This window comes from Bacillus timonensis, from assembly GCF_004799755.1.
Classification (GTDB): Bacteria; Bacillota; Bacilli; order Bacillales; family Bacillaceae_L; genus Ferdinandcohnia; species Ferdinandcohnia timonensis_A.
The window spans coordinates 1-537 of the sequence record NZ_SLUB01000151.1 but is presented as its reverse complement, the minus strand read 5'-3'; the positions used below and the strand labels follow the sequence as shown (position 1 = coordinate 537).

Here is a 537-nt window from a genome sequence, read left to right as displayed (position 1 = left end):
AACTTTCTACAAAGGAGCTTTCAATGAGTAATACCATATTAAATCAAAATACAGTAATTCGTCAATGTTTGTCATTATTACCTACAGAATATTTAGCTTGTCCCCTTCTAAACTATGATATGAAAAAGCTTTCAACAGAAGGTTTAGTTAAAATTTTTGTAGCTGCCCAATTGGGAAAATGGGAATCTTATCCCGAATTTGAAGTTAATATGCGCGCACACAAAGATCTAATGGAATATATCGGTGTAGATAGTATCAGTGCCTCACAATTAAGTCGAAGAATTAATGATTTAGACACCGGAATAGTACAGAACCTTTTCTTTAAAGTTGTAAAAGAACTTGAATATTATACCAAAGGTACTACTGGTCTACCTCGAGGTGTTGGAAAACTTCGCATCGTAGATGCGACACATATACCACTTCCACCTATTTTATCAGAATGGGCCTATGTAACAAAGGGCTGGACAGTCGTCAAAATGCATACACGATTGATAGTTGCTTCGCCTGATGTACATTATCCAGATAAAATTGTTCCTT

At 35.4% G+C, this 537-nt stretch carries 1 pseudogene; it reads left to right on the top strand.

Features of this window, described 5'->3' with window-relative positions:
* Positions 1 to 23 precede the first annotated feature (23 nt).
* Positions 24 to 537 (top strand): annotated as a pseudogene (locus E1I69_RS24305) (IS4 family transposase); the annotation flags it as partial.